This window comes from Devosia sp. (genome assembly GCF_017307565.1).
Taxonomy (GTDB): Bacteria; Pseudomonadota; Alphaproteobacteria; order Rhizobiales; family Devosiaceae; genus Devosia.
The window spans coordinates 1-4205 of record NZ_JAFKHD010000075.1; the positions used below are offsets into that span (position 1 = coordinate 1).

The 4205-nt window shown below is 61.6% G+C and carries 5 protein-coding genes and 1 tRNA gene; 2 read left to right on the forward strand and 4 right to left on the reverse strand.

Features of this window, described 5'->3' with window-relative positions; genetic code table 11:
• The coding region (locus J0I64_RS02420) for a transketolase C-terminal domain-containing protein (RefSeq protein WP_291406036.1) at positions 1–843 on the reverse strand (843 nt) is incomplete at its 3' end.
• On the reverse strand, positions 843–1682 hold the full coding sequence (locus J0I64_RS02425; RefSeq protein WP_291406037.1) for a transketolase: 840 nt from the start codon (positions 1680–1682) through the stop codon (positions 843–845). The genes J0I64_RS02420 and J0I64_RS02425, both read right to left, overlap by 1 nt.
• Before the next feature lie 339 nt (positions 1683–2021).
• Between J0I64_RS02425 and J0I64_RS02430 the strand changes: the two genes are divergently transcribed.
• Positions 2022–2765 (forward strand): DeoR/GlpR family DNA-binding transcription regulator, encoded by a 744-nt coding sequence (locus J0I64_RS02430; RefSeq protein WP_291406038.1) that lies wholly within the window; start codon positions 2022–2024, stop codon positions 2763–2765.
• 203 nt (positions 2766–2968) lie between these two features.
• Here the strand turns inward: J0I64_RS02430 and J0I64_RS02435 are convergent.
• Positions 2969–3044, reverse strand: a tRNA-Ile gene (locus J0I64_RS02435).
• Between the two features lie 267 nt (positions 3045–3311).
• Here J0I64_RS02435 and J0I64_RS02440 point away from each other — a divergent pair.
• A complete protein-coding gene (locus J0I64_RS02440) occupies positions 3312–3917 on the forward strand; it encodes a DUF2087 domain-containing protein (RefSeq protein WP_291406039.1) in 606 nt (201 codons plus the stop codon).
• On the opposite strand, the gene J0I64_RS02445 is transcribed toward J0I64_RS02440, so the two are convergent.
• Positions 3914–4120 carry a hypothetical protein gene (locus J0I64_RS02445; protein ID WP_291406040.1) on the reverse strand — a complete coding sequence of 69 codons (207 nt, stop codon included), beginning with the start codon at positions 4118–4120 and terminating at the stop codon, positions 3914–3916. The two genes, J0I64_RS02440 and J0I64_RS02445, sit on opposite strands and share 4 nt — an antisense overlap.
• Between the last annotated feature and the right edge of the window lie 85 nt (positions 4121–4205).

A 4205-nucleotide genomic window follows, 5' to 3' on the forward strand; every position in this document is an offset into this window, starting at 1 on the left:
GATGCGCATGGGCACGGGGTTGGTCGAGATGACCACCTCGGCCACGGCGCCGCCGAGGCCGCCGCGGACGGAGTGCTCTTCCACGGTGACGATGGCGCCGGTTTCGGTGGCGGCCGCGATGACGGCTTCGTCGAGCGGATTGACGGTTGCCATGTTGACGACGCGGGCCGAGATGCCTTCGGCGGCAAGCGCCTTGGCTGCGGCCACGGCACGGTGGACCATGGTGCCGTTGGCGATGATGGTTGCGTCTGTGCCTTCGACGAGGGTTTCGGCCTTGCCGATCTCGAAGACTGCGCCTTCGGGACGGTCGAGGGCCGGGACGGCCATGCGGCTGACGCGGACAAAGACCGGGCCGTCATAGGCCGCGGCGGCCTTGATGGCCTCGGCAGTCTGCCAGGGGTCGGCCGGGACGATCAGCTTCATGTTATTGAAGAGGCGGAGCCAGGCGAGGTCTTCGATGGAGTGATGGGTCGGGCCCAACTCGCCATAGGCGACGCCGGAGGACTGGCCAATCAGTTTCACGTTGACGTTGGAATAGGCGATGTCGGCCTTCACCTGTTCCAGCGCGCGGCCGGTGATGAAGCACGAGGCGGCCGAGACGAAGGGCACCTTGCCGCCATTGGCAAGGCCGGCGCCGACGGCAACGAGGGTCTGTTCGGCAATGCCGACATTGACCATGCGATCGGGGAATTTCGTGCGGAAGCCGCCGAGCTTGGACGAGCCGACGCTATCGCTGACGACCGTGACGATGCGCGGATCGGCTTCGGCGAGGGCTTCGACGGTTTTGGCAAAGCTGTCGCGGCAATCGAAGAGGCCGGCTTTGGAGGGGGCAGCAGCGCTCATCAGACGAGTTCCCGCATGGCTTGTTCGTACTGTTCTTTATTCGGCACGCCGTGGTGCCAGGCGACGTTATCGTGCATGAAGCTGACGCCCTTGCCCTTGAACGTGTTGGCAATGACGCAAAGCGGCTTGCCGCGACCCTTGGGGGACTTCGAAAGGACTTCGAGCAGCTTGGCGTGATCGTGGCCGTCGACCACTTCAACATGCCAGCCGAAGGCGCGCCACTTGTCATCGAGCGGATCGAGCGAGGCGGTGTCCTCGGTGCGGGCGCCCTGCTGCAGGCGGTTGCGGTCGATGATGAGGGTCAGGTTTTCGAGCTTGCGGTGGCCGCCGGTGAGGGCCGCTTCCCAATTGCTGCCTTCCTGAAGTTCACCGTCGCCGGTGAGCACGAAGGTGCGGTAGCCGGCATTGTCGATCTGGCCGGCAATGGCGATGCCGAGCGCGACCGGGAGGCCGTGGCCGAGGGGGCCGGTATTGGTTTCGACGCCGGGGAGGTAATTACGGTTCGGGTGGCCGTTTAGCTTCGACAACGGCTTCATGTAGTCCGAAAGGTCCGCTTCCGGGAAATAGCCGGCGCGGGCGAGAACGGAATAGAAGGCGCCGGTGCAGTGGCCCTTGCTCATGACGAAGCGGTCGCGCTTTGGATCGCGCGGGTTTTTAGGATCGTAGCGCATGACGCCGAAATAGAGCGTCGCGAGAACGTCGGTGGCGCTGAAATCGCCGCCTGGGTGACCCTGCTGGGCCTCATAGACCATCTGGAAGCTGCGGCGGCGTATCCACAGAGCCTGCGCGGCGATATCGCCCACGAGGTCGTTCTTCAGGGGGGCGGCGGGTGATGGCAAAGGAACCTCCGTCGGCAATTGCCTCGGCCGAAAATGCTGAAGCGGGATGCTCTTGTATGGTTGAGTACCGCTTGCCCTGCTTTCGTGCAATACGGAAAATTTGTGATTTTTTGCGTTTTGTGTTTCGAATGGTGCGGGCGGCCGTCTTGCGATCGCGTGTTCTCCACCTTTTTCTCGATCTGAGGCCTGAGAGAGATTGCGGACAACCGGCGACAAGGCGATATGGTATCGCGATCAGGCAGGACGGGAATAATGGCACAAAAAACCAAAACCGGACGGCGAGGCGGGGCTGATGCACAGGCGGGCGGAGTGCCGCAATTGCTGGCGGAACCGCGGCGCATGCGCATACTCGAATGGCTGCAGGAAGAAGGAAGCGCGAGGGTTCGCGATCTTTCAGCAGCATTCGGTGTATCGGAAGCGACGATCCGGCAGGACCTCGAACGGCTCGAAGCCGAGGGCACCATTACCCGTGAGCACGGCGGGGCTTATCTGAAGTCCATTCCGCAGCAGGTGCAGTCGATGTCGCTTCAGCATGGGCAGAACATGGACAAGAAGCGCGCCATCGGCATGGCGGCGGCGGCGCTTGTGACCAACAATGACACGCTGATCATCGACTCCGGCACGACGACCACGCAGTTTGCGGAAAATCTGAAGTCGCGGCAGGATCTTAACATCATCACCAATGCGCTGAACATCGCGCTGATCCTGGGCGCGATCCCGACCAATACGGTGCATATGCCGGCCGGCCAGTTCAAGGCGCCAACGCTGAGCCTCTCCGGCGAGAAGTCGGTCGAGTTTTTCGTCGGCATTTATGCGCAGAAGCTGTTTCTGGCGACAGCGGGTGTGTCCTTCGATGTAGGGCTGACCTATCCGGCGATTGGGGACATTTATGTGAAGCGCGCCATGGTGAAGGCGGCTTCGCACGTCTATCTGCTGGCCGATTCCACCAAGATCGGGCGCGTGTCGTTTTCGGCGCTGGGTGGGGTGGAGCTGGTACACACATTGATCACCGATGACGGGATTACCGACGAAGACCGGGTCGAGTTCGAGCGGCGCGGCGTCGAGGTTATTGTCGCGAGCTAGTTTTCTCACAAACGAAAATATTCGCAGAAAAGCAAAAGCGATGGTGATCCCTGGTCGTACGGTCGGGGTGCGTTGTGGCGGTCGTGGCTTGCACCGCAGCCTGACGAATCGGTTTTTCGTGGGGTGCCCCGCGGTTTCGTTGGGCCGACGCGCAGGTGTGCTTCGGCTGGAGCGTGCCGCTTTCAAGAAAACCGGGAGGAAAGTGGTGGGCCCACCAGGACTCGAACCTGGAACCAGACCGTTATGAGCGGTCGGCTCTAACCATTGAGCTATAGGCCCACGGCGGATTTCCTAGGGTCCGGATGCGCAAGAGGCAAGAAGATTTTCGGCGGTTTGGTCGATTGTTTTCTCGTGCCGTTTGTCGTTTCGGTCGTCCCGGCACAGACATGAGTTTGCGGTGATTGCGCCGCGGGCTTGATGTTGGCTCGAGCACGGGGTATTTCGGGGGACGGTCTGCAGTTCACCGAGGCGTCGCCGTCCCGAAAGGGAAGCTAAACCTGCTCTAAAATACCGACAGGAACGTCCATCGTGCCTCGTCGAAAGCCGGTGACCATCGACACTGCCTTGCGGCAGTTGAGGCATGTACGAGGATGTGACATGTCGCGAGAAATTCACGCACTGACTATTGCCGACCTTTCGGCTTTCGCACGCTCCCTGAGGGAGGCCCTTGCCGGGCGCGAGACGCCTAGCGAGCGCGCTGCGCCGCTGGGGCATGTGGAGATGCTCAATCTTTTGAGCAAATCCGCGGGCTACAGGAACTATCAGCATTTTCGAGCGGAGGGGGCGGCGAGGCTATCCAGTCCTGCGGAGCCGGAACCCGATCTTGACCTTGTCGAGCGGGTGGCGCGGCATTTTGACGGACGGGGCGTACTGATGCGCTGGCCGGCCAAGGCAGGGTTGCAGCCGCTTTGTCTTTGGGCACTGTGGAGCCGGATGGAGGCGGGGCGCAATTATTCAGATGCCGAGATGACCGCGTTGCTCAATGCCTGGGCGAGTTTTGGCGATCATGCGCTTCTGCGGCGGTCGCTGGTGTCGCTGGGCTATGCGGTGCGCACCAAGGACGGGCGAATCTACTGCCGGGTGGAGCAGAAGCCGCCGGTGGAGTTCTCGCCTTTGCTGCGGCGGGTCCGGCGGGTTGGGGAGATGGCCTAGGCCGTCTTCTGGACGCTGCGCTGATAGGCAACCTTGGCGACAATATTGCCCATGCCCTGGGATTCCGACACCTTGATCGAGGTCAGATTATTGGCCTGGCTGGTAAGTGTCTGCATCTGCGCATAGGCGTCCTTCCGCTTGGCGCGGTAGTACTGCATCTGATCGTAGCGCGACATATTGGCGATGGTGCTGAGCTTTCCCATGGGAAAAGCATGGCAAGAATTGGTTAGCTGCCTGTTAATGCTGCAGGACAACCAGGCCGGCTGCCGTGGCCATCATGGCGCCGGC

Excerpts from the sequence above, each read along its gene's own strand:
- J0I64_RS02430 (WP_291406038.1), top strand. The coding sequence starts at position 2,022 with ATGCGCATACTCGAATGGCTGCAGGAAGAAGGAAGCGCGAGGGTTCGC.
- J0I64_RS02445 (WP_291406040.1), bottom strand. The coding sequence starts at position 4,120 with ATGGGAAAGCTCAGCACCATCGCCAATATGTCGCGCTACGATCAGATG.